At 67.1% G+C, this 26,018-nt stretch carries 24 protein-coding genes; 2 read left to right on the top strand and 22 right to left on the bottom strand.

The features are described 5' to 3' along the window. Positions 1-172 precede the first annotated feature (172 nt). The 9 genes from xcpZ to xcpR are packed head-to-tail and all read right to left on the bottom strand — an operon-like array spanning position 173 to position 7,639. Positions 173-697 (bottom strand): GspM family type II secretion system protein XcpZ, encoded by a 525-nt coding sequence (gene xcpZ / locus ACTJJX_RS32985; protein ID WP_016852651.1) that lies wholly within the window; start codon positions 695-697, stop codon positions 173-175. 1 nt (position 698) lies between these two features. Continuing rightward, a complete protein-coding gene (gene xcpY, locus ACTJJX_RS32980) occupies positions 699-1,847 on the bottom strand; it encodes a GspL family type II secretion system protein XcpY (RefSeq protein ID WP_016852650.1) in 1,149 nt (382 codons plus the stop codon). After that, positions 1,844-2,845 (bottom strand): GspK family T2SS minor pseudopilin variant XcpX, encoded by a 1,002-nt coding sequence (gene xcpX / locus ACTJJX_RS32975; RefSeq protein WP_016852649.1) that lies wholly within the window; start codon positions 2,843-2,845, stop codon positions 1,844-1,846. Before xcpX ends, xcpY begins: the two co-directional genes overlap by 4 nt. Next, entirely contained in the window at positions 2,842-3,555 is a 714-nt protein-coding gene (gene xcpW, locus ACTJJX_RS32970) for a GspJ family T2SS minor pseudopilin variant XcpW (protein WP_003110067.1), read from the bottom strand. Before xcpW ends, xcpX begins: the two co-directional genes overlap by 4 nt. Then, positions 3,552-3,941, bottom strand: a complete 390-nt coding sequence (gene xcpV / locus ACTJJX_RS32965) for a GspI family T2SS minor pseudopilin variant XcpV (RefSeq protein ID WP_003103528.1) — start codon at positions 3,939-3,941, stop codon at positions 3,552-3,554. Before xcpV ends, xcpW begins: the two co-directional genes overlap by 4 nt. After that, positions 3,938-4,456, bottom strand: coding sequence for a GspH family T2SS minor pseudopilin variant XcpU (gene xcpU / locus ACTJJX_RS32960; RefSeq protein WP_003103530.1), 519 nt, complete (start codon positions 4,454-4,456; stop codon positions 3,938-3,940). The genes xcpV and xcpU overlap by 4 nt, the downstream gene beginning before the upstream one ends. Positions 4,457-4,462: 6 nt before the next feature. Continuing rightward, a complete protein-coding gene (xcpT, locus tag ACTJJX_RS32955; protein ID WP_003119751.1) occupies positions 4,463-4,909 on the bottom strand; it encodes a GspG family T2SS major pseudopilin variant XcpT in 447 nt (148 codons plus the stop codon). A gap of 4 nt (positions 4,910-4,913) precedes the next feature. Continuing rightward, on the bottom strand, positions 4,914-6,131 hold the full coding sequence (xcpS, locus tag ACTJJX_RS32950) for a GspF family T2SS innner membrane protein variant XcpS (RefSeq protein WP_003091376.1): 1,218 nt from the start codon (positions 6,129-6,131) through the stop codon (positions 4,914-4,916). Next, complete coding sequence (gene xcpR, locus ACTJJX_RS32945) at positions 6,131-7,639, bottom strand: GspE family T2SS ATPase variant XcpR (RefSeq protein WP_003158838.1); 1,509 nt, start codon at positions 7,637-7,639, stop codon at positions 6,131-6,133. The genes xcpS and xcpR overlap by 1 nt, the downstream gene beginning before the upstream one ends. A 219-nt stretch (positions 7,640-7,858) precedes the next feature. Here xcpR and xcpP point away from each other — a divergent pair, with 219 nt between their 5' ends. Next, the gene (xcpP, locus tag ACTJJX_RS32940; protein ID WP_003119750.1) at positions 7,859-8,566 is read left to right on the top strand and encodes a type II secretion system protein N; all 708 of its coding nucleotides are present in this window, start codon (positions 7,859-7,861) and stop codon (positions 8,564-8,566) included. 4 nt (positions 8,567-8,570) lie between these two features. Beyond that, positions 8,571-10,547, top strand: coding sequence for a GspD family T2SS secretin variant XcpQ (gene xcpQ / locus ACTJJX_RS32935; RefSeq protein WP_003103536.1), 1,977 nt, complete (start codon positions 8,571-8,573; stop codon positions 10,545-10,547). 85 nt (positions 10,548-10,632) lie between these two features. Here the strand turns inward: xcpQ and ACTJJX_RS32930 are convergent, their stop codons facing one another. The 13 genes from ACTJJX_RS32930 to leuB all read right to left on the bottom strand — a co-directional run bounded on the left by ACTJJX_RS32930 (position 10,633) and on the right by leuB (position 25,966). Further along, entirely contained in the window at positions 10,633-11,400 is a 768-nt protein-coding gene (locus tag ACTJJX_RS32930) for an SDR family oxidoreductase (protein WP_003103539.1), read from the bottom strand. Further along, positions 11,397-12,608 carry an O-succinylhomoserine sulfhydrylase gene (locus ACTJJX_RS32925; protein WP_003110062.1) on the bottom strand — a complete coding sequence of 404 codons (1,212 nt, stop codon included), beginning with the start codon at positions 12,606-12,608 and terminating at the stop codon, positions 11,397-11,399. The genes ACTJJX_RS32930 and ACTJJX_RS32925 overlap by 4 nt, the downstream gene beginning before the upstream one ends. A 16-nt stretch (positions 12,609-12,624) precedes the next feature. Next, a complete protein-coding gene (gene purF, locus ACTJJX_RS32920) occupies positions 12,625-14,130 on the bottom strand; it encodes an amidophosphoribosyltransferase (protein ID WP_003091383.1) in 1,506 nt (501 codons plus the stop codon). A gap of 221 nt (positions 14,131-14,351) precedes the next feature. Beyond that, the gene (locus ACTJJX_RS32915; RefSeq protein WP_003113932.1) at positions 14,352-14,894 is read right to left on the bottom strand and encodes a CvpA family protein; all 543 of its coding nucleotides are present in this window, start codon (positions 14,892-14,894) and stop codon (positions 14,352-14,354) included. A gap of 73 nt (positions 14,895-14,967) precedes the next feature. Then, entirely contained in the window at positions 14,968-15,627 is a 660-nt protein-coding gene (locus ACTJJX_RS32910) for an SPOR domain-containing protein (RefSeq protein ID WP_003147893.1), read from the bottom strand. Between the two features lie 3 nt (positions 15,628-15,630). Further along, entirely contained in the window at positions 15,631-16,920 is a 1,290-nt protein-coding gene (gene folC / locus ACTJJX_RS32905; protein ID WP_003115014.1) for a bifunctional tetrahydrofolate synthase/dihydrofolate synthase, read from the bottom strand. After that, entirely contained in the window at positions 16,917-17,789 is an 873-nt protein-coding gene (accD, locus tag ACTJJX_RS32900) for an acetyl-CoA carboxylase, carboxyltransferase subunit beta (protein WP_003104199.1), read from the bottom strand. Before accD ends, folC begins: the two co-directional genes overlap by 4 nt. A gap of 268 nt (positions 17,790-18,057) precedes the next feature. After that, a complete protein-coding gene (locus ACTJJX_RS32895; RefSeq protein WP_016852648.1) occupies positions 18,058-18,693 on the bottom strand; it encodes a phosphoribosylanthranilate isomerase in 636 nt (211 codons plus the stop codon). Between the two features lie 89 nt (positions 18,694-18,782). Then, a complete protein-coding gene (truA, locus tag ACTJJX_RS32890; protein WP_003091390.1) occupies positions 18,783-19,640 on the bottom strand; it encodes a tRNA pseudouridine(38-40) synthase TruA in 858 nt (285 codons plus the stop codon). 21 nt (positions 19,641-19,661) lie between these two features. Continuing rightward, the gene (gene fimV, locus ACTJJX_RS32885; RefSeq protein ID WP_016852647.1) at positions 19,662-22,421 is read right to left on the bottom strand and encodes a motility hub landmark protein FimV; all 2,760 of its coding nucleotides are present in this window, start codon (positions 22,419-22,421) and stop codon (positions 19,662-19,664) included. Between the two features lie 168 nt (positions 22,422-22,589). Beyond that, positions 22,590-23,600: an aspartate-semialdehyde dehydrogenase gene (locus ACTJJX_RS32880; RefSeq protein WP_003115016.1), complete on the bottom strand. Its 1,011-nt coding sequence runs from the start codon at positions 23,598-23,600 to the stop codon at positions 22,590-22,592. A gap of 101 nt (positions 23,601-23,701) precedes the next feature. Continuing rightward, positions 23,702-24,814, bottom strand: coding sequence for an aspartate-semialdehyde dehydrogenase (gene asd, locus ACTJJX_RS32875; protein WP_003111187.1), 1,113 nt, complete (start codon positions 24,812-24,814; stop codon positions 23,702-23,704). 69 nt (positions 24,815-24,883) lie between these two features. Beyond that, positions 24,884-25,966 carry a 3-isopropylmalate dehydrogenase gene (leuB, locus tag ACTJJX_RS32870; RefSeq protein ID WP_016852646.1) on the bottom strand — a complete coding sequence of 361 codons (1,083 nt, stop codon included), beginning with the start codon at positions 25,964-25,966 and terminating at the stop codon, positions 24,884-24,886. Positions 25,967-26,018: the final 52 nt, after the last annotated feature.

Raw genomic sequence — 26,018 nt, 5'->3', positions numbered from 1 at the left:
AAGGCAGATGCTCTCCCAGCTGAGCTAATCACCCTTCACTCTCGAAGTGGGGCGCATTCTACCGACCGAAAAACCTAAGTCAATGCCCTGATTGAATTTTTTTTGAAATTTCGGCGATCGCCTGTCGCCACGGTCGGCGCCGGGGCCCAGGCCGGGCCCAGCCACGGGCCGCTCACTCGACCCGCAGGCTCAGGCGCGCCGAGACCCGGCCGTCGACCTGGCGGTCCAGGCCGGCCTCCGCCACCTGCACGCCCTGCCCGTTCAACTGCTCCAGCCAGGGCAGCAGCTTGGCGAATGGCGCCGGCTGCAGGGCCACCTGCACGGCGCCCTCGCCTTCGTTGTCGAGGCGCTCGACACTCAGTCCGGCCTGGGCCGCCGAAGCCGTGACCATGCCCTGCAGCGCCGCCGGGTCGATCTGCGCCTGCGGCGCCGCGGCATCGGCCTGGCGCACGTTGGGCGCCTGCTGCTGGATGTAGGCATGCAGCGCGCGCTGTTCGGTGAAGTACTGCCGCGCCGACTGCAAATGGCGCTCGGCCGGGCGCCACAGCGCCAGGTAGAGCATCACCAGCAGGAGGAACGCGCCGAGCCAGAGCAGCGCCAGGCGGTCCCGCGCCGGCAGCCCGCGCCAGCGGATCGCCAGCTGCGAGGTTTCCGCCTGGGCCTTGAGGCGCTCGTGGAATTGCGTCATCACCTTCATCTCAACCTCCTATCACCAGGCGCGCGCTGACCGTCGAGCCATCGCGGCTGGCCGAACCCAGCTGCACCGCCAGCCCGGACTCGCTGAGACGCGAACGCAGCCGTTCCAGCACGTCGAAACCGGGAGCCCGCACCTGGAGGGCGACGTCGCCGCGAGCGGCGCTGAAGTCCAGTTGCTCGACGCTCACCGTCGGCTCGCCGCCGATCACCGTGGCGGCCTGGCCAAGCAGGCCGAGCAACTGGCCCTCGCCGCCGCTGCTGGCGCTGTCGGCCAGGTGCTGGTCGAACTGCGCGCGCAGGTTGATCAGCTTGCGGTCCTCGGGAAACAACTGGCGGTAGAGTTCTGCGCTCTGCGCCGCGTAGCGGTCGCCTTCGCGCTGCAACTGCCAGGCCTGGACCAGGGTGAAGCCCCATTGCAATACCAGCCACAGCCCAACCAACCCCAGCAGCGGCCGCCAGCGGCGCCACTGGCTGCTCTGCTGGCGCGCGGCGAACTCGGCCTGGGCCAGGTCGGTGCCCAGCGGCTGCTCGCTCAGCCAGACGTGCGGATTGCCCGCCAGGGGCTGGACTTCCACCCCCTCCAGGGGCGCCACCTCCTGCGCGGCGAAGGCCCGCTGCGGCGGCGGGCAACTGTCGCGCAGCACCGGCCAATCCTCGCTGCCGCAGGCCAGGCGTACGGCGCCGCTGCCGCCGAGCAACCAGCGCTCTTCCAGCCAGAACAGGCAACTGCCCTCGCCCGGCAGGCAATCGGCATCGACATGCAGCGAAGCCGGCGCCTTGCCCGCGCCCTCGGCCAGCGCCAGCCAGGCGGCAAGCCAGGTGCGCTGCACGGCGAATACCCGGTGGCGGCCGTCGGCCAGCGCCGGCCCAAGGGCAAGGTGCATCTGCTCGACATCGTCGGCCAGTTGTTCCTCCACCGCGAACGGCAGCGACTGGCGCAACCAGCGCGCCTTCTGTGTAGGCAGGTTCACCGCGCAGGCGGTCACCGCCTCCACCGGCAGGTACAGCCGCCAGGGCGCGCGGATCTCCGCCAGCGCCTGGGCAAACGGCGCGCGCCGGCACTCGCCATCCTGCACCCACCATACCGCCAGTTCCCCATCGGCCCCCGCCGTGCTGGCGGGCGGCAGGAACAGCGCACTCACTCCACTCATCGCTCGTCCTTCTTCCAATCGTCGCCGCCCGTCGACGGGATGGGCAGGCCGCCCTGCCCCATGTCGCGGGCCATCACGCGTATCTTGCCGTCCTTGCCCCGCTGCAAGGTACTCACCAACACCTGCCGGCGGTCGCCCAGGCTGACCTCGCTGATCACCTGGAAGTAGCGGGTGCCGACGGCATAACTGACGTTTCCGGTCTTCGAACCCAACTGGGTCAGATGCTTGGTGAAATCGTCCTTGCTCTGGAAACCTTCCCGACCGCGGGCGTCCACGATGTTTTCCGCCTGTCCCGGATCGATCTCGAACATGGCGGCCAGCACCGGCGCGCTGGCAGTGTTCACGTTCAGCGGCGCATCTTCGGGCAAGGCGCTGACGAACGGCAGCAGGCGTCGATAGTCGGCTTCCGACAATTTCAGCAGGCGCAGCTCGGACACGTCCTTGAAACTGCGGTTGGCGGCGCGGTAGGCCGGCGCCTCCAGCAGGTACTGGTTGTCCTCGGCGCCTTGCTCGCCCTGCGGATTCTGGTCGGCGTCGAGCCAGTCGGCCAGCCGGTCCGGCAAGCCCTGGACGATCTCTTCCTTCATCCCCAGGGTGGCCAGCAGGCGACGGAACTGCTTCACCGAATCCGGCTTGACCTTGCGCTTGCGCACCAGTCCGTTGAGATTGAAACGCCCGCTGGGGTCCTCGATCCGCACCCGCAGCTCGCCGCCGTCGTCCAGCTTGAAGGGCGTCATCGGTCGAGCCCAGGCCTCGCCCAGGTGGTCCACCGGCTCGCGGGTATTCTCGCCGCCCTGGCGCAGGTCGCGGCGCAGCACCGCTTCCGCCAGGCGTTCGCCGCCCAGCGCATAGTGCCAGGCCTGGCGCACGTGCAACTGGTTGGCGCTGCTGCGTATCGCCAACTGCTGGCGGATGATCAGCCCGGCGCAGACGATAGTCACCACCGCCACCACCAGCAGCACGGTGATCAGCGCGACGCCGTTCTGCCCGCGCCTCATTCCGGCGCCCCCGGCATGCCTTCCGGCGGCTGCGGCACTCCGCCCTCGCCGTTCTCGCCATTCTCGCCGCCCGGCTGGCCCTGCGGCTGGTCCTGCTTGAGCGGCGGATCGAGCAAACGCCAGACGCGCACCAGCTTGCCGTAGTGGCGGTGCTCCAGGGTCATCTCCACCGCCAGCGGCAGGCTTTCCAGGCGCTCCTCCTCGCTGCCTTCGTCGGTCGGCCAGTGGCCCTGCCAGTTGTGCTCCTTGTCGAGGAAGCGCCAGCTCAGCGCGGTAACCCCGTCCAGCACCTGCTGCACCCGTGGCTTGCTGTCCTGGGCGCGGTCCAGAACCAGCCAGTAGCGGCGTTCGAGGGTCTCCCCGGACAGCGACCAGCGCACCCGCTGCAGGCGCGAGCGCGCCTGACCGAGCGGGTTGCGCCAGCCGCCACGGGTGAATTCGACGATCTGGTCGTTCTCGCCCTCGCTGAGGAAGGCGCCACGGTTATCGCCCAGTTCGTCGCGTACCGGACGTTCGACCGCCTGGGTCAGGTCGCGCTCCAGCGCGCCCATCGCCCGCACCAGCTCGCGCATGCGCTGCTCCTGCACGCGAGTCGCCTGGTCGGTCTGCATCACGCTGTCGAACATGCGGTAGGTGGCCAGGGCCAGCAGGGCGAAGATGGCGATGGCGATCAGCAGCTCGAGCAGGGTGAAGCCCCGCTGTAGCCTCATGGCTGGCTCCCGAGGAAACCGACGAGGCGCGCCGCGGCGCGTTCCTCGATGCTGCCACGCTCGCGGCCAAGGGGCTTCGCCGCGACCCAGACGATCACCCGCCGCATATCCTGCTCGGCGGTGCTGTCGACCTGGGTGCGCCACTCCCAGCGGCGCCCGGCGAACTCCAGCTCGCCCTGGTTGCGGCCGCTGGAGGGCGGCGTCTGTTCCAGTTGCAATTCGTTGAGACGGTTGTCGGCGATCCACATCGCCAGGGTCTTGTCTTCCAGCCGCGAGGCGTTCTGCAGGCTGCGCGCGCTGGCACTGAGCACGCTGGCCGCGACCATGGCGAAGATCGCCAGGGCCACCAGCACTTCCAGCAGGGTGAAACCACGCGCGCGCTTCATCGCCGCGCCACCTCGACCCGTGGCAGGCGGAAACCGTCGCTGCTCAGCGACAACGCCCGCCCCTCGGGTCCGCGCTCGGCCAGGCGCAGGCGGAACGGACTGAGTTCGCCACTGGAGAGGATCAGCAATTGCGGCTGGTCGGTGCCTTTCTTCTGCTCCTTCTCGCCCTTGCTGCCGGCCAGCACCAGCGGCTGGCCGTCCAGCTCGAAGGTCAGCTCCGCCCACTCCGGCAGGCGGTGGCTGTCGCGCGCCACCGGCAACCAGCGCGCCTTCGCTTCGTCGTAGCGCAGTACCTGGTAGGCATCGCGCTCCAGGCGCAGGCCGTACTCGCGGTTGTCCAGCACGGCCTCGTCGGTCAGCACGCCGATCAGCCCGGCGAGCCGCTCGGCCTCGCTGTCCAGCTCCCGCGAGGTGCTGGCGAAGCCGGTGCTGAGCACCGCCAGGCCGATCAGTACGCTGATGATGACCATCACCACCATCAGCTCGATGAGGGTGAAGCCGCGCGAAGCCCGCATGTCCGGTCAGTTGTCCCAGTTACCGATGTCGGCGTCGTTGTCGCTGCCGCCTTCCTTGCCGTCGGCGCCCAGCGAATACAGGTCGAACGGGCCCTTGGTGCCCGGCGCCAGGTACTGGTAGGGATTGCCCCACGGATCGACCGGCAGCTTCTTCAGGTAGCCGTCCTTGTTCCAGTTCTTCGGCTGCGGATTGCCGGTGGGCTTCTTCACCAGCGCCTCGAGGCCCTGCTGGGTGCTCGGATAGGCGAAGTTGTCCAGCTTGTACATGTCCAGCGCGGCAGCGATGGCCTTGATGTCGCCCTTGGCCACGGTGACCTTGGCCTGGTCGGGACGGCTCATTACCTGCGGCACCACCAGGGCGGCGAGGATGCCGAGGATGACCACCACGACCATGATTTCGATCAGGGTGAAGCCCGACTGTTGGCGACGCTGCAATGGGCGGCTCTGATTCACGCGATTACCCCACGAGTTGGTTGAGAGAAAGGATCGGAAGAAGAATGGCAAGGACGATGACCAGCACCACCGCGCCCATGAATATCAGCATGAACGGTTCGAACAGGCCGACCATCAGGCCGATCTGCGCCGCCAGGTCGTTCTCCTGGTTGCGCGCGGTGCGCGCCAGCATCTGGTCCAGCTCGCCGGAGCGCTCGCCGCTGGCGATCATGTGCAGCATCATCGGCGGAAACTGCCCGGTGGCTTCCAGCGAGCGGGTCAGGCTGGCGCCCTCGCGGACCTTCTGCGCGGCCTTGACCACTTCGTTGCGGATGATCCGGTTGGCGATCACCTCGGCGGCGATCGCCAGCGCCTCCACCAGCGGCACGCCGCTGCGGGTGAGGATCGCCAGGGTCGAGGCGAAGCGCGCGGTGTCGGTGGAACGCACCAGCCGACCGACCAGCGGCACGCGCAGCAGGAAGCCATGCCAGCGCTCGCGAAAGGCATCCTTGCGCAGCGCGTAGCGGAAGCCGATCACCCCGCCGATCGCCGCGACGAAGGCCAGCGCGCCCCAGGCCTTGACCCAGTCGCTGACGCCGATCAGCACGCGGGTCAACAGCGGCAGGGTCTGCCCGCTGTCGATGAACACCCGGACCACGTCGGGCACCACGTAGCCCAGCAGGAAGCCGACGATGGCCAGCGAAGCGACCATCAGGATCACCGGATAGAGCAGCGCCAGCTGGATCTTCTGCCGCGACTGCTGGCGCTGCTCGGTGTAGTCGGCAAGTTGCTCCAGCACCGGGCCGAGGTGCCCGGCATGCTCGCCGGCAGCCACAGTCGCCCGGTACAGCTCGGGAAAGGCGGTGGGAAACTCGCGCAGGCTGCCGGCCAGGCTATGGCCTTCGAGGACCTTGGCGCGCACCGCGAGAAGCATCGACTGGATGCGCTGCGAGGTGGACTGCGCCGCGGCGGCGCGCAGCGCCTCCTCGATCGGCAACGCGGCCTGGACCAGGGTCGCCAGTTGCCGGGTCACCAATGCCAGGTCGCGCGCGGACAGTCCGCGGGCGAACGTCAGGCGCCCGCCCTGCCCGCTCTGCTCGCGGGTACGGGTGGGCTTCACGTCGAGCGGCGCCAATTGGCGCTCGCGCAGCAACTGGCGGACCTGGCGCGCGCTGTCCGCCTCCAGCACGCCCTTCTGCTGGCGACCGCTGGGGTCGAGGGCGAGGTATTCGAAGGCGGCCATTATTCTTCCCGGGTCACGCGCAGGACTTCCTCGACCGTAGTGACGCCTTCCAGCACCTTGCGCCGACCGTCGTCGCGGATGCTTGGTCCGCTGGTGCGGGCATGCCGGGTCATTTCCTGCTCGGAGGATTCGTTGTGGATCAGCGAGCGCATGTGGTCGTCGAACACCACCAGTTCATAGATACCGGTACGCCCGCGATAGCCATGCTGGTGGCACTCGCCGCAGCCGCGGGCGCGATGCAGGGTCGGCGGCGCGGCGGGATCGACGCCGAGCAGCGCGCACTCGGCCTCGTCGGCGCGGTAGGGCTCCTTGCACGCCGGGCAGAGCACCCGCACCAGGCGCTGGGCCAGCACGCCAAGCATGGAGGAGGACAGCAGGAACGGCTCGATGCCCATGTCCACCAGGCGGGTGATCGCGCCGATGGCGCTGTTGGTGTGCAGGGTCGAGAGCACCAGGTGGCCGGTCAGCGAAGCCTGCACCGCGATCTCGGCGGTCTCCCGGTCGCGGATCTCGCCGACCATCACCACGTCCGGGTCCTGCCGGAGGATCGCCCGCAGGCCGCGGGCGAAGGTCATGTCGACCTTGGCGTTGACCTGGGTCTGGCCGATGCCCTCCAGGTGGTATTCGATCGGATCCTCGACGGTGAGGATGTTCCGCGTGCGGTCGTTGAGCGTGGTCAGGCTGGCGTACAGGGTGGTGGTCTTGCCCGAGCCGGTGGGGCCGGTGACCAGCAGGATGCCGTGCGGCTTGCGCACCGTTTCGTCCATCAGCTTGCGGTCGCGCTCGCTCATGCCCAGGTGCTGCAGGTTCAGGCGCCCGGCCTGCTTGTCGAGCAGACGCAGCACCACCCGTTCACCGTTGGCCGAGGGCAGGGTCGAGACGCGGATGTCCACCTCGCGCCCGCCGACCCGCAGGGAAATCCGCCCATCCTGGGGAATACGCTTCTCGGCGATGTCCAGCCGCGCCATGACCTTGATCCGCGATACCAGCAGGGCCGCCAGCTCGCGCTTGGGCTCCAGCACCTCGCGCAGCACGCCGTCGACGCGGAAGCGCACCACCAGGCGCTTCTCGAAGGTTTCCAGGTGGATGTCCGAGGCGTTCTCGCGGATCGCCTCGCCGAGGATCGCGTTGATCAGGCGAATGATCGGCGCGTCGTCCTCCTGCTCCATCAGGTCCTCGGTTTCCGGGACCTGGTCGGCCAGCGCGGCGAGGTCCAGGCTGCCGCCGAGGTCCTCGGCGAGCTGCATGGCCGCCGAGGAGTCGTGCTGGTAGGAGGCCGCCAGGGCCTGGTTGAAGGCGTCCTCGCCGAGCGCCCTGAGCGGCAGGCGGCGGCCGGCGAAGCGCTGCGCCTCGGCGATCGCCGCCAGCTCCACCTGCGGCCGGCAGGCCAGCCAGTACTGCTCCTCCAGGCACAGGAACAACAGGCCCTGGCGCTTGGCGAAGCTGAACGGCAGACGCCGTGGCGGTGCGGCCGGCGCGGCGATGTCGGGTAATGGGGCTGTCATCATGGATGCCTTATAGCGGTAACCTTACAGAAGTATCTTGGTCGTATATGACCACTGAACGGTTACCGTCAGTATTGTTAGTTGTTAGTCGTTTTGTGCGGCCGATCCCGAGTTCCTCTTGCAGAAGTATCCTGGCGAGCCGTTATCTTAAGCACAAGCGTGCCTGGCCCGGCCAGTCACACCTATTGATAGAAGTAGGTAGCCTACTGGCAACGAACTGCTATGATCCCTCGGCGATCTTCAGACATAACGATAAAGACCAGGAGTGATGTATTGCCTTTCTCCGGCGCCTCTTCCCGCTGGCTGCAGCGGTACGCCCCGGCCCTTCTGGCTGTTGCCCTGATCATCGCCATGAGCATCAGCCTCGCCTGGCAGGCGGCCGGCTGGTTGCGCCTGCAACGCAGCCCGGTAGCCGTCGCCGCCTCGCCGGTCAGCCACGAGTCGATCCGCAGCGATCCGACCCGCCTGGCGCGCCTCTTCGGCACCAGCGCCCAGGACCCCAACGCCCCGCCACCGGCCACCAACCTCGACCTGGTGCTCAAGGGCAGCTTCGTCCAGAGCGATCCCAAGCTGTCCAGCGCGATCATCCAGCGCCAGGGCGACAAGCCGCACCGCTACGCGGTCGGCGGCGAGATCAGCGACGGCGTGAAGCTGCACGCGGTCTACCGCGACCGCGTCGAACTGCAGCGCGGCGGGCGCCTGGAAAGCCTGCCCTTCCCGCACCGTTCCGGGGGACTGCTGGCCAGCGCGGACGACATTACAAGCGAGAACGACTCGATCGAACAACTGCAAAGCCTGCAGGATGAGAACGCTGCAGCATTGCGCGAGCGCCTGGACGCCTTGCGCCAGCAGATGGAAGCCACGCCCATCGCAGAACCCGCCGAAGAAGACTCGAGCGAGCCCACGACCACGCCTACGGAAAGCGACTGACCCGATGTCCCAGCCTTTGCTCCGCGCCCTGTTTGCCCCTTCCAGTCGTTCGTACGTTCCCGCCGTCCTTCTCAGCCTGGCCCTCGGCATCCAGGCGGCGCACGCCGAAAACAGCGGCGGGAACGCCTTCGTCCCGGCCGGCAACCAGCAGGAGGCGCACTGGACGATCAACCTCAAGGATGCCGACATCCGCGAATTCATCGACCAGATTTCCGAAATCACCGGCGAGACCTTCGTCGTCGACCCGCGGGTCAAGGGCCAGGTCAGCGTGGTCTCCAAGGCCCAGCTCTCGTTGAGCGAGGTCTACCAGTTGTTCCTCTCGGTGATGAGCACCCACGGCTTCACCGTGGTTGCCCAGGGCGACCAGGCGCGCATCGTGCCCAACGCCGAGGCCAAGACCGAGGCCGGCGGCGGCCAGAGCGCGCCGGATCGCCTGGAGACGCGGGTGATCCAGGTGCAGCAGAGCCCGGTATCGGAACTCATCCCGCTGATCCGTCCGCTGGTCCCACAATATGGCCACCTCGCCGCGGTGCCCTCGGCCAACGCGCTGATCATCAGCGACCGCAGCGCCAATATCGCGCGAATCGAAGACGTGATCCGCCAGCTCGACCAGAAGGGCAGCCACGACTACAGCGTGATCAACCTGCGCTACGGCTGGGTGATGGACGCCGCCGAGGTGCTCAACAACGCCATGAGCCGCGGCCAGGCCAAGGGCGCGGCGGGCGCCCAGGTGATCGCCGACGCGCGCACCAACCGCCTGATCATCCTCGGCCCGCCGCAGGCGCGCGCCAAGCTGGTGCAACTGGCGCAATCGCTGGACACCCCGACCGCGCGCTCGGCCAATACCCGGGTGATCCGCCTGCGCCACAACGACGCCAAGACCCTCGCGGAAACCCTCGGCCAGATTTCCGAAGGCATGAAGAACAACGGCGGCCAGGGCGGCGAACAGACCGGCGGCGGCCGACCGAGCAACATCCTCATCCGTGCCGACGAAAGCACCAACGCCCTGGTCCTGCTGGCCGACCCGGACACGGTCAACGCCCTCGAGGACATCGTTCGCCAGCTCGACGTGCCGCGTGCCCAGGTATTGGTGGAGGCGGCCATCGTCGAGATCTCCGGCGACATCCAGGATGCCGTCGGCGTGCAATGGGCGATCAACAAGGGCGGCATGGGCGGAACCAAGACCAACTTCGCCAATACCGGACTGTCCATCGGCACCCTGCTGCAATCGCTCGAGAGCAACAAGGCACCGGAATCCATCCCCGACGGCGCCATCGTCGGCATCGGCAGCAGCAGCTTCGGCGCGCTGGTCACCGCGCTCTCGGCCAACACCAAGAGCAACCTGCTGTCGACCCCGAGCCTGTTGACCCTGGACAACCAGAAAGCGGAGATTCTGGTCGGCCAGAACGTACCGTTCCAGACCGGCTCCTACACCACCAACAGCGAAGGTTCGAGCAACCCGTTCACCACCGTGGAGCGCAAGGATATCGGCGTCAGCCTCAAGGTCACTCCGCACATCAACGACGGCGCGGCCCTGCGCCTGGAGATCGAGCAGGAGATCTCGGCCCTGCTGCCCAACGCCCAGCAGCGCAACAATACCGACCTGATCACCAGCAAGCGCTCGATCAAGAGCACCATCCTCGCCGAGAACGGCCAGGTGATCGTGATCGGCGGCCTGATCCAGGACGACGTTTCCCAAGCCGAGTCGAAGGTTCCCCTGCTCGGGGACATCCCATTGCTCGGTCGCCTGTTCCGTTCCACCAAGGACACCCACACCAAGCGCAACCTGATGGTCTTCCTGCGTCCTACGGTGGTCCGCGACAGCGCCGGTCTCGCCGCGCTCTCGGGCAAGAAATACAGCGACATCCGGGTCATCGACGGCACTCGCGGCCCGGAGGGACGACCCAGCATCCTGCCGACCAACGCCAACCAGTTGTTCGATGGACAGGCCGTCGATCTGCGCGAACTGAAGACGGAATAACGGCGCCATACCGGCAAGGCGGCCTCATACGAAAAAAAGCGCTGCTCCTTTCGGAACAGCGCCTTTTCCGCATCTCCCCACCAACTCAGTCGAGGTAGATCATTTTCCGGGTCATGCCGCCATCGACCAGGAATTCCTGGCCGGTGACGAAACCGGCGTCCTCGGAGAGCAGCCAAGCCACCAGCGACGCGACATCCTCCACCGTTCCGACCCGGCCGACCAGGTGCTGGTCGTGGTCCAGCTCGGTCAGCGGCGCAGCCTCGCGCTCGGCGGCCTCGCGGGTATCGATCCAGCCGGGGCTGAGCGCATTGACACGGATATCCGGGCCCAGGCTGGCGGCCAGGGCATGGGTCAGCGCCAGCAACCCGCCCTTGCTCGCGGCGTAGGCCTCGGAGTCAGGCTCCGACTGGTGGGCACGAGTCGAGGCGATGTTGACGATGGCGCCATTGTGCGCGCGCAGATAAGGCGTGCAGTACTTGGCCAGCAGCATCGGACCGGTCAGGTTGACCGCCAGGGTCCGGGTCCACTCGCCGAGACTCAGCGCCTCCAGCGGCGTATTGCGCGGATTGGCGATGGCGGCGTTGCAGACCAGGCCGTCGAGGCGGCCGAACTGACCGAGCACCTCGGCCACGCTCATCGCCACCTGGCCCTCCTGGGCCACGTCCATGGCCACGAACCAGGCGTGCTCGCCCAGCGCCTCGGCCACCCTGGCCCCGCGTTCACGGTCGTTGTCGGCAAGCACTACCTGCCAGCCCTCGGCGATCAGCCAGGCACTGATGCCCAGGCCAATGCCCCGGGCCGCCCCGGTGACCAGGGCGACCTTGCCGTTGCCTCGCAGGTTGGGTTCGATCACAGCGCAGCCAGCCCCCGAGCCATGTCGGCCTTGAGGTCGTCGAGGTCTTCCAGGCCGACCGCGACCCGGATCAGGCTGTCGCCGATCCCGGCGCGCGCGCGGTCCTCGGGGGACAGTCGACCGTGGGAGGTGGTCGCCGGGTGGGCGATGGTGGTCTTGGTGTCGCCCAGGTTGGTGGTGATCGAGACCATCCGGGTAGCGTCGATGAAGCGCCAGGCGGCATCGCGCCCGCCCTTCACGTCGAAGCTGACGACCGCGCCGAAGCCGCTCTGCTGGCGCCGGGCCAACTCATGCTGAGGATGGCTCTGCAGGCCCGCGTAGTAGACCCGCTCGATGCCCGGCTGGCGCTCCAGCCATTCGGCCAGAGCCAGGGCACTGGCGCTGTGCGCCTGCATGCGGATACGCAGGGTTTCCAGGCCCTTGAGGAACAGCCAGGCGTTGAACGGGCTGAGGGTCGGCCCGGCGGTGCGGAGGAAGCCGACCACTTCCTTCATCTGCTCGCCGCGACCGGCGACCACCCCGCCCATGCCCCGGCCCTGGCCGTCGATGTACTTGGTCGCGGAGTGGATCACCACGTCCGCACCGAGCTTCAGCGGCTGTTGCAGGGCCGGCGTGCAGAAGCAGTTGTCCACCGCCAGCAGCGCACCCTTGGCGTGGGCGATCTCGGCCAGCGCGGCGATATCCACCAGCTCGGCCAGCGGGTTGGATGGCGACTCGACGAAGAACAGCTTGGTATTCGGCTTGCACGCCGCCTCCCAGGCCGCAAGATCGCTCAACGGCGGATAGTCGACCTGGATACCGAAGCGCTTGAAGTACTTGTCGAACAGGCTGATGGTCGAGCCGAACACGCTGCGCGAGACCAGCACGTGGTCGCCGGAGCTGCACAGGCTCATCACCAGGGCGAGGATCGCCGACATGCCCGACGCCGTGGCCACCGCCTGCTCGGCTCCTTCGAGGGCGGCGATGCGCTCCTCGAAGGTGCGTACCGTGGGGTTGGTGTAGCGCGAATAGACGTTGCCCGGCACTTCGCCGGCGAACCGCGCGGCCGCGTCGGCGGCGGTGCGGAAGACGTAGCTGGAAGTGGTGAACAGCGCCTCGCCGTGCTCGCCCTCCGGCGTCCGCCGTTGCCCGGCGCGAACCGCCAGGGTGTCGAAGGCCGCGCCTTCCAGGTCGCTGTCGAGACGCCCGGCATCCCAGTCCTGAGTCATGCCGCTCTCCCCTTTGTCAGTCGTTGTACAGATCGATGATCGCGCTGACCGCCTGGCTCTTGGCCTTGGTCGCATCGTTGCGCGCCTGTTCGATCCGGTTCAGGTAGGCCTCGTTGACGTCGCCGGTCACGTACTCGCCGTCGAACACGGCGCAGTCGAAGTGATCGATCTTGATCTTGCCGCCGCCGACCGCGTCGATCAGGTCGGGCAGGTCCTGGTAGACCAGCCAGTCGGCGCCGATCAGCTTGCTGACGTCCTCGGTGCTGCGATTGTGCGCGATCAGCTCGTGCGCACTCGGCATGTCGATGCCGTAGACGTTGGGGTAGCGCACGGCCGGCGCGGCGGAGCAGAAGTAGACGTTCTTCGCCCCGGCCTCGCGGGCCATCTGGATGATCTGCTTGCAGGTGGTGCCGCGGACGATGGAGTCATCCACCAGCATCACGTTCTTGCCGCGGAACTCCAGCTCGATGGCGTTGAGCTTCTGCCGCACGGATTTCTTCCGCGCCGCCTGGCCGGGCATGATGAAGGTGCGGCCGATGTAGCGGTTCTTGACGAAGCCCTCGCGGAACTTCACGCCGAGCCGGTTGGCCAGTTCCAGCGCCGCGGTGCGGCTGGTGTCCGGGATCGGGATGACCACGTCGATGTCGTGGTCGGGACGCTCGCGGAGGATCTTGTCGGCAAGCTTCTCGCCCATGCGCAGGCGCGCCTTGTACACCGAGATGCCGTCCATGATCGAATCCGGACGCGCCAGGTAGACGTGCTCGAAGATGCACGGCGCGTACTTCGGCGCCTTGGCGCACTGGCGGGTATAGAGCTTGCCTTCCTCGGTGATGTACACCGCCTCGCCCGGCGCCAGGTCGCGGATCAGGGTGAAGCCGAGTACGTCCAGGGCCACGCTCTCGGAGGCGATCATGTATTCGACGCCATTCTCGGTATGCCGCTGGCCGAAGACGATCGGACGGATCGCATTGGGGTCGCGGAAACCGACGATGCCATGGCCGGTGATCATCGCCACCACCGCGTAGCCGCCGACGCAACGGTCGTGCACGCAGGAAACCGCGGCGAAGATGTCCTCCTCGGTGGGCTGCAGCTTGTTGCGCACCGCCAGCTCGTGGGCGAACACGTTGAGCAGCACTTCCGAATCGGAGTTGGTGTTCACGTGGCGCAGGTCGGATTCGTAGATTTCCTTGGCCAACTGCTCGACATTGGTCAGGTTGCCGTTGTGCGCCAGGGTGATGCCGTAGGGCGAGTTGACGTAGAACGGCTGCGCTTCCGCCGAGCTGGAGCTGCCGGCGGTCGGGTAACGCACATGGCCGATGCCGACGCTGCCGATCAGGCGCTGCATGTGGCGCTGCTGGAAGACGTCGCGGACCAGGCCGTTGTCCTTGCGCAGGTACAGCTTATCGTCATGGCAGGTGACGATACCGGCAGCGTCCTGGCCGCGATGTTGGAGGACGGTGAGCGCGTCATACAGCGCCTGATTGACGTTCGACTTGCCCACGATACCGACGATGCCACACATGTGACGCAACCCCTACTTGGCTCAAGCTGGAAAGATGGGAAGCGCGATCGGTCCGTCCCGGACCATCGAGCTGACCAGGGCCTGTGGGCCGCTGGCTCCCGCGAATCGGTGACCTTCGCCGCCGACTGGCTCGCGGCACGTCCTGTGCCGCCGGCGCCGCGCCATCGACGCGCCGCCCTGGAAAACCGCGGGACCCGGCCTCGGCCAGTGTCCCGCCAAAATCACTGGCTGGGAAGCAGCCCGCCGATGCCGCTCGGCGGCGTTATCGGCGCGGCCGGCAACCACTGGCCGGCGAAACCGAGAATGAAGTTCTTCGACCAGTCGGCAACCATCAGGAAATGCGGCATCAGCACCGACTGCTGCCACCAAGGGTCCTGCTGTACCGGGGCCAGGCTGAGCAGGCCGACCAGCAGCACGACCAGCAGTACGCCGCGCGCACCGCCGAAGACCATGCCGAGGAAGCGGTCGGTGCCGGAGAGGCCGGTGACCCGGATCAGTTCGCCGATGAGGTAGTTGACCAGCGCCCCGAGCAGCAGGGTCGCGATGAACAGCAGCGCGCAGGCTGCGATGATGCGGGCCGAGGGGGTCTGGATGTACTCGCCCAGGTGCTGCGCCAGCGCCCCGCCGAACATCCAGGCCACCGCGCCGGCGACTATCCAGGTAAGCAGGGACAAGGCTTCCTTGACGAAGCCGCGACTCAGACTGATCAGGCTGGAAACGACGATGATGGCGACCATCGTCCAATCGACCCAGGTAAATGCCACTATGCAGCCCACAAGCAGAAAAGGCGCTGCATTTTAGCAGAGCGCGCCCGCGACGGTAAGCCGCGGGTCGCGGTCAACCGCGTTCCGGCTGGAAGCGCACGACGAAGCCGTTGAGCTTCTGCTGCTTGCTCAACTGGTCGCGCAGGCGATCCGCCTCGGCGCGCTGGATCACCGGCCCGACGAAGACCCGGTTCATCCCGTCGAAGCTGCGGATGTAGGCGTTGTAGCCCTGGGAGCGCAGGGTCTTCTGCAATTCCTCGGCGCGCGCCCGGTTGGACAGGCTGGCAAGCTGTACCGACCAGCTCTGCGGCAGGTTGTTGGCGTCCAGGCGCTTCTCCGCGGGCGGCGGGCTCGGCGGCGCAGCGGGCGGTTGCGGCTGGCTTGGCGGCAGGCTGGCGGCCGGCGCCTGGGCCTGGGCGGGCGGCTGGGTGGCCGGCGGGGTCGCCGGCAGGCCGCCGATCGGCTGGCTGGGCTGGCCGGCGGCGGCCGGGGAGCCTTCCTCGACGATCTCGGGAGCGATGCCTTCCTCGCCGGGCTGCAGTTCCGGCACCTCGGTCGGCTGCACCTCGACACTGGGCATGGCCGGCGATTGCGGGCGCGGCGGCGCTTCCACCACGACCTGGCGCGACTCGTCTTCGCGGGTGAACAGCATCGGCAGGAAGATCACCGCCAGGGCGATCAGCACCAACGCCCCGACGATGCGCTGCTTCAGCCCTCTTTCCAGCAAGGCCATGATTTACTCCCCCTTATCCGTTCTACGGGCCAGCCATTCCAGGCCTTCGGCCACGCTATAGAACGATCCGAACAGCAGAATGACATCATCCGCGGTAGCCTTGGCGCACTGCGCGTCCAGGGCGGCGGCGATATCCGCATGGCTGCTCGCCGGAACCTGGCGCAGGATCAGCGCCGCCTCCAGCTCCGCGGCCGGCCGCGAACGCGGGGTCGGCAACGGTGCAACGGCCCAATCCTGCACCAAGCCGGTCAAGGGTTCCAGTACGCCATCCAGGTCTTTGTCCGCCAGCAGGCCGAAGACCGCCAGGTAGCGCCCTCGTGGCGCTGCGGCACGCAGGCGTTGCGCCAGGTACTGGGCGGCCTGGGGATTGTGCCCGACGTCCAGCAGGAGCTGGCGTGGCTGGCCGTTCCAGGACAGGTCGCGGCGATCGAGGCGACCGGTCACCCGGGTCCGCCGCAGCGCCTCGGCCAGGCGCTCCGCCTGCCAGGGCAACTCGAGCAACGCGTAGGCCTGCAGGGCCAGCGCGGCGTTTTCCATGGGCAACCCGAGCAACGGCAGATCGTGCAGCGCCAGCGCCTGGCCGTCCGCGGCCAGCCCGCGCCAGTGCCAGCCATGATCGGCGAGCGCCAGGTCGTAGTCGCGACCGCGCAGGTAAAGCGGTGCCCCCAGCGCAGCCACCTGCTCCAGCAATGGCTGCGGGGGATCGAGATCGCCGCACAGGGCCGGTTTGCCGGCGCGCAGGATACCGGCTTTCTCGAAAGCCACGCTTTCGCGGGTATCGCCCAGCCAGTCCGCATGGTCCAGGCCGATGCTGGTGATCAGCGCCAGGTCGGCGTCGATCAGGTTGACCGCATCCAGGCGCCCGCCAAGGCCGACTTCCAGCACCGCGAAGTCCAGCCCGGCGCGCTCGAACAGCCAGAAGGCGGCCAGCGTGCCCATTTCGAAATAGGTCAGGGAAATCTCGCCACGTGCGGCCTCCACCGCGGAGAAGGCGTCGCACAGTTGCGCATCGCCGGCCTCGATGCCGTCGATCCGCACCCGCTCGTTGTAGCGCAGCAGGTGCGGCGAGCTGTAGACCCCGACCGACAACCCCTGCTCACGCAGCAGTTCGGCGAGCAGGGCGCAGGTGGAGCCCTTGCCGTTGGTCCCGGTAACGGTGACCACGCGTTTCGCCGGCCTTCCCAGGCCGAGCCGGCGCGCTACCTCGCGGGAACGCTCCAGGCCCATGTCGATGGCCGTCGGATGGAGTTGTTCGAGATAGCTCAGCCAATCGGCCAGGGAACGCTGGGTCATGCGGATACGGGGCTCGGCGAATGAGTGAAGGCCGACAGCAGATTGGCCAGGCGCGGCCGCAACTCGGCACGATGCACGATCATGTCGATGGCGCCATGCTCGAGGAGGAACTCGCTACGCTGGAAGCCTTCCGGAAGCTTCTCGCGGACGGTCTGCTCGATCACGCGGGGACCGGCGAAGCCGATCAGCGCCTTGGGTTCGCCGACGATCACGTCGCCGAGCATCGCCAGGCTGGCGGAAACGCCGCCGTAGACCGGGTCGGTCAATACCGAGACGAACGGGATGCCTTCTTCGCGCAGGCGCGCCAGGACCGCCGAGGTCTTGGCCATCTGCATCAGCGAGATCAGCGCTTCCTGCATGCGCGCGCCGCCGGAGGCGGAGAAGCAGATCAGCGGGCAGCGCTTCTCCAGGGCGACGTTGGCTGCGCGAACGAAGCGCTCGCCGACGATGGCGCCCATCGAACCGCCCATGAAGGAGAACTCGAAGGCGCAGGCGACCACCGGCATGCCCTGCAGCTTGCCGCTCATGGCGATCAGCGCGTCCTTCTCGCCGGTGTCCTTCTGTGCCGCGGCGAGGCGATCCTTGTACTTCTTGCTGTCGCGGAATTTCAGGCGGTCCACCGGCTCGAGGTCGGCGCCCAGCTCCTCGCGACCGTCCTCATCGAGGAAGATATCCAGGCGGGTACGCGCGTTGATGCGCATGTGGTGGTCGCACTTCGGGCAGACATCCAGGGTCTTTTCCAGCTCCGGACGGTACAGCACGGCTTCGCAGGACGGGCATTTGTGCCACAGGCCTTCCGGTACCGAACTCTTCTGGGACTCGGAACGCATGATGGAAGGGATCAGCTTGTCTACCAGCCAGTTGCTCATGCTCTTTGTTCTCCAGTGCAAGGTCGGGATGGCCGCACCGATCCGGTGACGGCGTCCCTGAGCAAATTCATCTTCGTGACCGCCGGCAGCGGTGGGCCCCACGGCTGCGAAACGTTTCGCGGCCTGTCCCATCCCCCGCCTGCGCGGTCACCTGGGCGATACCCGGCGAGCGGCTATCGCGAAATATCTGGCCTCCCTATCGGCGGCCGGGCGTTGTCGCGGAAACGGCGACACGCTAGTGGACGGCGGCGGGCCGCCCGTCGTCACATCATGTCTCGTCGCGGCGCCGCGAACGCACCGCGTCCACGAACGCGCGGACCCTCGCCGCATCCTTGACTCCCTTGCTCGCCTCGACGCCACCGCTGACGTCCACCGCGTAGGGCTTGACCTGCTCGACTGCCCTGCCGACGTTATCCGGCGTCAGACCGCCGGCCAGCACCAGGGGTTTGCCCAGGTCGGTCGGCACCAGCGACCAGTCGAACGCCGCCCCCGTGCCGCCGGGCACGCCTTCCACATAGGTATCCAGGAGAATCCCGGCAGCTCCCGGATATGCCGCCGCGCGCCCGACGATGTCGTCGCCGGGCTTCATCCGCAGGGCTTTCAGGTAGGGTCGCCGATGTCCCTCGCAGTCCTCGGCGCGCTCGTCGCCATGGAATTGCAGCAGGTCCAGCGGCACCGCATCGAGAATCTCGCCCAGTTCGCAGCGGCTGGCGTTGACGAACAGGCCGACGCTGGTCACGAACGGCGGCAGGGCACGAACGATCTCCCGCGCCCGATGGATATCCACCGCCCGCGGGCTCTTCGCATAGAACACCAGGCCGATGGCATCGGCGCCCGCCGCGGCAGCGGCCAGGGCGTCCTCGACTCGGGTGATACCGCAGATCTTGATGCGAACGGCTGGCAACGACGGAGAATCCTCGGCGAGTGAGCGACGAACCGCCGGACGGCCGGTCCGGCGGGAATTCTCGATGGTAGCAAAAGCCCGATTCGACGTCAGCCGACGATATCGGGCAATCCGGAAAGGAAATGCGGCCCCAGGTAGCGCTCGGGCAACTCGAACTCCCCGGGGTACTCCACCCGCACCAGATAGAGTCCGTAGGGGTGAGCGGTGACCCCACCGGCGCGCCGGTCGCGCGCCTCGAGCACCTCCTTCGCCCATTCGATCGGCCGCTCGCCGGCACCGATGGTCATCAGGACGCCAGCGATGTTGCGCACCATATGGTGAAGGAAAGCGTTACCGCGGATGTCCAGCACGATCAACCGACCATGCTCCAGCAAGCGCACGTGATGCATGGTCTTGACCGGCGACTTGGCCTGGCACTGCACCGCCCGGAACGAGGTGAAGTCATGGGTGCCGACCAGTACCTGGGCCGCCTCGCGCATCCGCCCGATATCCAGCGGCCGATGGTTCCAGGTGACCTCCTCGGCCAGGTGCGCCGGGCGGATCGGATCGTTGTAGATGGCGTAGCGATAGCGCCGGGCCATGGCCGAGAAGCGCGCGTGGAAATGCGCCGGCATCACCCTCGCCCAGGTCACACTGATATCCGCGGGCAGGTTGGCGTTGGTGCCCATCACCCATGCTTTCAACGGGCGCTCCACCGCGGTGTCGAAATGCACCACCTGGCCGCTGGCATGAACGGCAGCGTCGGTACGGCCGGCGCAGATCACCCCGACCGGCTCGGCGGCAACCTTCGACAAGGCGCGCTCCAGCGCTTCCTGCACGGAAGGCACGCCGGCTTCCTGGCGCTGCCAGCCACGATAGCGGGAGCCCTTGTACTCGATGCCGAGGGCGATTCTGGAAACGCCAGCGGCAGCCGATTCGGCTGCCGCTGGCGGAACAACATCGTTCATGAGGGTCGCTTCATTTCCGGATCAGGCCAGGCGCTCCAGCAACTCGCGGGCTTCCGCCTGCTGGCTGTCGTTACCTTCGGCCAGGACTTCGTCGAGGATATCGCGCGCGCCTTCGCTATCGCCCATGTCGATGTAGGCGCGAGCCAGATCCAGCTTGGTCGCCGCTTCGTCGGCACCGGAGAGGAAGTCGAAGTCATCGTCGGCGTCTCCGTCCAGGGCGGAGGCGACCGCTGCATCTTCGGCGGAGAAACTCGGCGTCGCGCTCTTCGGCTCGTCAAGGTTGCTGGCCAACTCGTCCAACTGCGCACTCACCTCGTCCAACTGGGCGGCGAAACTGTCCTCGCCCTTCTCCGGAGCGGCCGGCTCCGTCGGCTCGTCGGCCAGCGACAGGTCGAAGTCGTCCGGCAGGGACAACGCCGGCTCTTCGGCAGCCTCGGTATCGAGGGTGAATTCGTTGTCGGCGGGCGCCGCGGCGGGCACTTCGTCGTTCAGCGAAAGCAGGAAGTCGTCGTCCGAAAGCTTGTCTTCCGGCGCATCGAGATCCAGGGAGAAATCGCCCAGGTCGTCATGCTTGGGTTGGCTCGGAGTCTCTGCCAACTCCGCGAAATCCAGGCCGAAGTCGAGATCGTCGACAGGCTTGTCCGCCGCGGTCGAGGCCGCCAGGTCCAGATCGCTGTCCAGGGTCAGGTCGTCCAGCGCCCCGCTGTCGGACTTGAGGTCGGCCTGCACGTCGTCGCCGCCCAGGTCGTCCAGGCTCAGGTCGAAGGCGTCGTCGAGATCCTGTCCTGCCGCATCCGGCTTGGCCGCGTGACCGCTGTCGTCGAGCGACAGGTCGTCAAGGCTGAAGCTATCCAGCTCGTCCTGCGCCAGCTTGGCGCCGGCCAGGCCGGCAACCGCGGCGACCGCGACCATTGCCGGATAGCGCGACTTGAGCTGCTCGACCTGCGGCTGTGCGCCGCCGATTTCGCGCAGCTCGTTTTCCTGGCGAGCGAAACCTTCGCGATCGCCCATCTCGGCATAGACTTCCATCAGCTTGAGGCGCAGGTCGGTGCGCTGCGGCTCGTCGTAGATGGCGTTCTGCAACAGTTCGGCGGCCTGGTTGAAACGCCCGTAGGCGATATAGATGTCGGCCTCGCCCAGCGCATCGGAAGTCTGCGCGGTGGTCTTCTCGACCTGCGGAGCGACGGCTGCGACCTGCGGCTCAGGCTCGTCGAGGGTCAGGTCGTCGAAGCCGTCCTTTCCCAGGTCCAGCGCATCCTCCTGTTCCTCGCCGGTATCCGCGGCGAAAGCCTGGGCTTCTTCCTTCTCTTTCTGCGCATTGCGCCGCGACAGGATCATCAGCAGCACCAGCAACGCCAGCAGTGCGCTACCGCCGATCACCGCCAACCACAGCGGGTTGGCCAGCAGTTCGTCGAGGAAGCTCGGTGCCGGCTGCTCTGCCGCCTGTACCGGAGCGGGCGCCGGAACGGCAGGTGCCGGAGGCTTCTCGGCAGCTGGCGCGGGCGGCGGCGCCACCGGAGGCTGCGCCGGAGCGGCGGGTGCGTCTCCGGCCGGAGCAGGAGTCGGCGCTGCCGCAGCGGGAGTCCCGGGCTGAGCCGGTGCCTGCGCGGCCGCACTGGGCTGGGACGCATCCGGCAGGGCTGCGTTCGGCTGGGCTGCGCCCTGGCCTTCGGCGCCCAACTGCCCTTGCAGCTTGGCCAACTGGGCGTCCTTCAGCTGGATCAACTTCTGCAGCTTGTCCAACTGGCTCTGCAGATCCTGCATGCGACTCTGCAGTTCTTCGTTCTCGCGGCGAGTGCTGTCGAGGCTTTCCTTGGTCACCGCCAGGGTATCGGCGATCGCCTTGCTGTCGCCCTTTCCGCCCTTGTCGGCACCCTTGCTGGCCTTGCCCTCGCCAGACACCAGGCGCAGATTGTCCGTGGCGTCGACCTTGGATGGCGCCGACCCGGCGGCATTGCGCTGGGTCGCATCCAACTGCCTGGCGCCAGCGCTGCCCGCGGCCGGATTGCGGCTGCCGCGCCAGCTCTGGTTCTGCGCCTGCACCTGGGACAGCGCCTCGCGCGGCGAGCGCTCCAGCATCTGCTGTTCGGTGGGAATGCGCAGGACCTGGCCGCTCTTCAGCCGGTTGATGTTGCCATCGACGAAGGCGCCCGGATTCAGCTCCTGGAACGCGAGCATCGCCTGGGGTACGGAAACGCGATCGGTACGGTTGCGCTGGGCGATCTCCCAGAGCGTGTCGTTGGAAACGGTGCGATAGGTGTCGCTGCCTGCCGGCGCGGTGGTACGCACCGGAGCCGGAGCCTGCGGGGCTCGCGGGGCGCCGGTCACGCGCGGCGCGCTGACCGGCGCTTGCGGAGCGCTTGCCGCGGCCTGCGGGGAGTACAGCGGCGGATCCAGCAGGACGGTGTACTCGCGCAGCAGGCGGCCGTTCGGCCAGAGCACCTGGACCAGGAAGTTCAGGTAGGGCTCCTGCACCGGCTTCGACGAGGTCACGCGAATGACGCTCTTGCCGTTGGGCTTCACCACCGGCGTGAACTTCAGGTCGGTGAGGTAGTACAGGCGATCGACGCCCGCCTTGCTGAACTCTTCCGGCGACGCCAGGCTCGGGATCACCTCGCCCGAACCCAGGTCACGAACTTCGAGCAGCTCGATCTCGGCATCCAACGGTTGGTTCAACGCCGACTTCAGGGTGATTTCCCCCAGTCCCAATCCATGCGCCATGCCGGAAGTCAGGACCGAGGCCGCCGCGATTGCCCGAACCAGTGTACGAAGCCGAACCATAGTGTAATCCCTTGGTTTTAATATCTTTTCTCGTTTCACGAGAGGGAGTGCGTCGGTGCTTGCTGTCCGCTCGCCCAGCCATGCATGGACGGACGCTCCCCGGCAGCAGCGGATCGAACCAGTATTAACAAGCTCGAATAATTCTACAAATCTGTGGGTAAGTATCTTTTACAGATAGTGTTTTATCAACAACTCACCCAGGAGCACGGCATTCAGCGCGGCACCTTTTCGCACATTATCAGACACAATCCACAAATTGACCTGACAGGGATCAGCCTGCCCCGCCCTCACCCGGCCGACATAGGTCTCGTCCTGGCCGAGGGCATCGCCGACCACCGTCGGATAATCGCCCTCGCCGACCCATTCGATACCTTTCGTCGCATCGAGGACCCGCGTCACCGCGGCCAGGTCCACCGGCTCCGCGCACTGCAGGGTCACGCTGAGGCTATCGCCGAAGAATACCGGCGCCTGGATGCAGGTAACGTTCAACGGTCCGATACGCTCGCCAAGCAAGGCCTGCACCTCCGCGAAGATGCGCCGCTCGATCGCGCTGTGTCCCTCGGCATCCACCGCGCCGACCTGCGCGAGCAGGTTGAAGGCGATCTGGCGGTCGAAGAGACGCGGCTCCAGGGGGCGCGCATTGAGCAGTTCGGCGGTCTGCCGGGCGAGTTCCTTGACCCCTTCGCGCCCCAGGCTGGAGACGGAGAGGCAGGCTGTCAGGTTCAGTTGCCGGCAATCCAGCGTGGCCAGGAGTGGCGCCAGCACTTCGCACAGTTCGGCGGCTACGGCGCAAGGACTGGACAAAAGGAACGGCGCCGCTTGGGAGGCCAGGCGTTCGGCATTCACCGAAACCATGACCGGCGGTGCGACGCTCGGTTCCAGGGCGCCGCTCAGGTCGATCACCGAACAACCCGCCGCGCGGGCGCGCTCGGCATGGGCACGCGACACCTCGGCTGCCGCGGCGAAGAAGGCCAGGCCGACACTGGAAAAATCGAAGCTATCGACATCGCCGACGCGCAGGCTGCTTTCGGCGAAACCCATGCGCTGCCCGGCCGACTCGGCGCTGGCCAGCAGGTGCAGACGATGAAGCGGGAAGTCGCGTTCGTCGAGGAGACCGACCAGAGCCTCGCCAACCGATCCGGTGGCGCCTACGACTGCGACATTGAGGGGCTGGGACATGGGAAAAGCCTCGGCGGTCTGCGAAATAGGCGTGGCACTTTACTTGCCCACCTTCGCCCAGGCAATCGAGGCGCCGCCCATTGCGGGCGGCACCGGATCGATCAGCGCTCCAGCAGGATGCGCAGCATGCGCCGCAGCGGCTCGGCAGCGCCCCACAGCAACTGGTCGCCGACGGTGAAGGCGCCGAGATACTGGGAGCCCATGTTCAGCTTGCGCAGGCGCCCGACCGGAACGCTCAGGGTGCCGGTGACGGCGGCCGGGGTCAGCTCGCGCACGCTTACCTCGCGGTGGTTCGGCACCAGCTTGACCCAGGGATTGTGCTGGCTGATCAGGCCCTCGATGTCGGTCAGCGGCACATCCTTGTTCAACTTGATGGTCAGCGCCTGGCTGTGGCAACGCATGGCGCCGACGCGCACGCAGATACCGTCGACCGGGATCGGGTTCTTGAAGCGGGCAAGGATCTTGTTGGTCTCCGCCTGGGCCTTCCACTCTTCGCGGCTCTGCCCGTTGGGCAGTTCCTTGTCGATCCAGGGGATCAGGCTGCCGCCCAGCGGCGCGCCGAAATGCTCGGTGGGGAAGGCTTCGCTGCGCAGGGTCTCCGCCACCTTGCGGTCGATGTCGAGGATCGCGCTGGCCGGGTTGGCCAGGTCATCCGCCACCGATGCATGGGCGGCGCCCATCTGCTTGAGCAGTTCACGCATGTTCTGCGCGCCGGCGCCGGAGGCGGCCTGGTAGGTCATGGCACTCATCCACTCGACCAGGCCGGCGTCGAACAGCCCGCCCAGGGCCATCAGCATCAGGCTGACGGTGCAGTTGCCGCCGATGTAGTTGCGGGTGCCGGCGTCCAGAGCCTGGTCGATGACCTTGCGGTTGACCGGGTCGAGGACGATCACCGCGTCGTCTTCCATGCGCAGGCTGGAGGCGGCATCGATCCAGTAGCCCTGCCAGCCGGCCTCGCGCAGCTTGGGGAATACTTCGCTGGTGTAGTCGCCGCCCTGGCAGGTCAGGATCACGTCGAGGGTCTTCAGCTCGTCGATGCTGTAGGCGTCCTTCAGCGGAGCGATGTCCTTGCCCACTTCCGGGCCCTGGCCACCGACGTTCGACGTGGTGAAGAACACCGGCTCGATCAGGTCGAAGTCCCGCTCTTCCAGCATCCGCTGCATGAGTACGGAACCCACCATCCCGCGCCAACCGATCAGACCTACACGCTTCATCGCAACTACACCTATATGAGAGAAGTGAGCTGGCCGGCAGCCATCATGGCGCCGGCCAAGCCCGTCAGATTACAGATTCTTGAGTGCCGCGACTACGGCATCGCCCATTTCCCGGGTGCCGACCTTGCGGCAGCCTTCGGACCAGATGTCGCCGGTGCGCAGCCCCTGGTCGAGGACCTTGCTCACCGCCTGCTCGATGGCGTCGGCGGCGGTCGCCTGGCTGAAGCTGTAGCGCAACATCATCGAGACCGAGAGGATGGTCGCCAACGGGTTGGCGATGCCCTGACCGGCGATGTCCGGGGCGGAACCGTGGCAGGGTTCGTACATGCCCTTGTTGCTCGCGTCGAGCGAGGCAGAAGGCAGCATGCCGATGGAACCGGTCAGCATGGAAGCCTCATCCGACAGGATGTCGCCGAACATGTTGTCGGTGACCATCACGTCGAACTGCTTGGGCGCGCGCACCAGTTGCATGGCGGCGTTATCCACGTACATATGGGAAAGCTCGACGTCCGGGTAGTCCTTCGCCACCTCTTCCACCACTTCCCGCCACAGTTGGCTGGAGGCGAGAACGTTGGCCTTGTCCACCGAGCAGAGCCTGTTGTTGCGTACGCGGGCCATGTCGAAACCGACGCGGGCGATACGACGGATTTCGCTCTCGCTGTACGGCAGGGTGTCGTAGGCCTGGCGCTCGCCGTTCTCCAGCACGCGCTGCTCGCGGGGCTGGCCGAAGTAGATGCCGCCGGTCAGTTCGCGGACGATGAGGATGTCCAGCCCGGCGACCACTTCCGGCTTCAGGCTGGAGGCCGCGGCCAGTTGCGGATAGAGGATGGCCGGACGCAGGTTGGCGAACAGGCCCAGTTGCGAGCGAATCTTCAGCAGACCGCGCTCGGGACGGATATCGCGTTCGATCCTGTCCCACTTCGGCCCCCCTACCGCGCCCAGCAGCACCGCATCGGCCTGGCGCGCGCGCTGCAGGGTCTGGTCGGCCAGCGGCACGCCGTGCTTGTCGATGGCCGCGCCACCGATGACGTCCTCGGCCAGTTCGAAGCCGAGCTGGAACCTGTCGTTGGCCAGTTCCAGCACCTTGACCGCTTCCGCCATGATTTCCGGGCCGATACCGTCACCGGGGAGAACCAGGATCTGCTTGCTCATAACACCCTCTTGTCCTTCATTCATTGAACGGCGGGCATGCGCCGCCGCGATC

The organism is Pseudomonas sp. 22490 (genome assembly GCF_052044465.1).
Taxonomy (GTDB): domain Bacteria; phylum Pseudomonadota; class Gammaproteobacteria; order Pseudomonadales; family Pseudomonadaceae; genus Pseudomonas; species Pseudomonas aeruginosa.
Note: the sequence above shows the minus strand (reverse complement) of the source record. Positions and strands in the feature narration are given on the sequence as shown.

What these genes read in the sequence shown, in the direction of transcription:
- xcpZ (WP_016852651.1), bottom strand. Translation starts at nt 697, where the DNA reads ATGAAGGTGATGACGCAATTCCACGAGCGCCTCAAGGCCCAGGCGGAA.
- xcpY (WP_016852650.1), bottom strand. Translation starts at nt 1,847, where the DNA reads ATGAGTGGAGTGAGTGCGCTGTTCCTGCCGCCCGCCAGCACGGCGGGG.
- xcpX (WP_016852649.1), bottom strand. Translation starts at nt 2,845, where the DNA reads ATGAGGCGCGGGCAGAACGGCGTCGCGCTGATCACCGTGCTGCTGGTG.
- xcpW (WP_003110067.1), bottom strand. Translation starts at nt 3,555, where the DNA reads ATGAGGCTACAGCGGGGCTTCACCCTGCTCGAGCTGCTGATCGCCATC.
- xcpV (WP_003103528.1), bottom strand. Translation starts at nt 3,941, where the DNA reads ATGAAGCGCGCGCGTGGTTTCACCCTGCTGGAAGTGCTGGTGGCCCTG.
- xcpU (WP_003103530.1), bottom strand. Translation starts at nt 4,456, where the DNA reads ATGCGGGCTTCGCGCGGCTTCACCCTCATCGAGCTGATGGTGGTGATG.
- xcpS (WP_003091376.1), bottom strand. Translation starts at nt 6,131, where the DNA reads ATGGCCGCCTTCGAATACCTCGCCCTCGACCCCAGCGGTCGCCAGCAG.
- xcpR (WP_003158838.1), bottom strand. Translation starts at nt 7,639, where the DNA reads ATGATGACAGCCCCATTACCCGACATCGCCGCGCCGGCCGCACCGCCA.
- xcpP (WP_003119750.1), top strand. Translation starts at nt 7,859, where the DNA reads ATGATCCCTCGGCGATCTTCAGACATAACGATAAAGACCAGGAGTGAT.
- xcpQ (WP_003103536.1), top strand. Translation starts at nt 8,571, where the DNA reads ATGTCCCAGCCTTTGCTCCGCGCCCTGTTTGCCCCTTCCAGTCGTTCG.
- ACTJJX_RS32925 (WP_003110062.1), bottom strand. Translation starts at nt 12,608, where the DNA reads ATGACTCAGGACTGGGATGCCGGGCGTCTCGACAGCGACCTGGAAGGC.
- purF (WP_003091383.1), bottom strand. Translation starts at nt 14,130, where the DNA reads ATGTGTGGCATCGTCGGTATCGTGGGCAAGTCGAACGTCAATCAGGCG.
- ACTJJX_RS32910 (WP_003147893.1), bottom strand. Translation starts at nt 15,627, where the DNA reads ATGGCCTTGCTGGAAAGAGGGCTGAAGCAGCGCATCGTCGGGGCGTTG.
- folC (WP_003115014.1), bottom strand. Translation starts at nt 16,920, where the DNA reads ATGACCCAGCGTTCCCTGGCCGATTGGCTGAGCTATCTCGAACAACTC.
- accD (WP_003104199.1), bottom strand. Translation starts at nt 17,789, where the DNA reads ATGAGCAACTGGCTGGTAGACAAGCTGATCCCTTCCATCATGCGTTCC.
- truA (WP_003091390.1), bottom strand. Translation starts at nt 19,640, where the DNA reads ATGAACGATGTTGTTCCGCCAGCGGCAGCCGAATCGGCTGCCGCTGGC.
- fimV (WP_016852647.1), bottom strand. Translation starts at nt 22,421, where the DNA reads ATGGTTCGGCTTCGTACACTGGTTCGGGCAATCGCGGCGGCCTCGGTC.
- ACTJJX_RS32880 (WP_003115016.1), bottom strand. Translation starts at nt 23,600, where the DNA reads ATGTCCCAGCCCCTCAATGTCGCAGTCGTAGGCGCCACCGGATCGGTT.
- asd (WP_003111187.1), bottom strand. Translation starts at nt 24,814, where the DNA reads ATGAAGCGTGTAGGTCTGATCGGTTGGCGCGGGATGGTGGGTTCCGTA.
- leuB (WP_016852646.1), bottom strand. Translation starts at nt 25,966, where the DNA reads ATGAGCAAGCAGATCCTGGTTCTCCCCGGTGACGGTATCGGCCCGGAA.